Source organism: Chryseobacterium sp. 14P4.3.2, from assembly GCF_057799275.1.
The window spans coordinates 1-365 of the sequence record NZ_JBYOKO010000081.1 but is presented as its reverse complement, the minus strand read 5'-3'; the positions used below and the strand labels follow the sequence as shown (position 1 = coordinate 365).

1 protein-coding gene is annotated in these 365 nt (G+C 41.4%); it reads right to left on the bottom strand.

Annotation, left to right across the window (positions count from 1 at the left end; all coding sequences use genetic code 11):
- Nucleotides 1-48: 48 nt before the first annotated feature.
- On the bottom strand, nucleotides 49-365 hold a 317-nt coding region (locus AC27VX_RS23885; RefSeq protein WP_488698477.1), incomplete at its 5' end, for a hypothetical protein.

Below are 365 nucleotides of genomic sequence, written 5' to 3'. Positions count from 1 at the left end.
GCGCTTCGGATAATGGTTGAATATCATTTCCATCCGGATCAATCACCATCACAGGGTTATTGACCGCATAGTTATAAGGACTCCAGGAACTGTATTTCTCAGACATGGCATCCATTGCTCCCATCTTCCCAGGTCAGGCATCATCATCCTTGCTCCGTAATCATATATACCTGTTTCCTGAAGTTCTTTACCGTTATATTTATAGGAGTAGAAACTTCCAAAGTTGGAGATGCCAAACGACCCTGAGATATGATTTAAACCAAAAGGATAGTAATTGTTGGTGTCAATAATTTCAGGAACGCCTGCGCTGTTTTTGGCAAAGGTGACTCTAACTGAACTGCGTTCACAGTTTTCGTAAAAGCTTT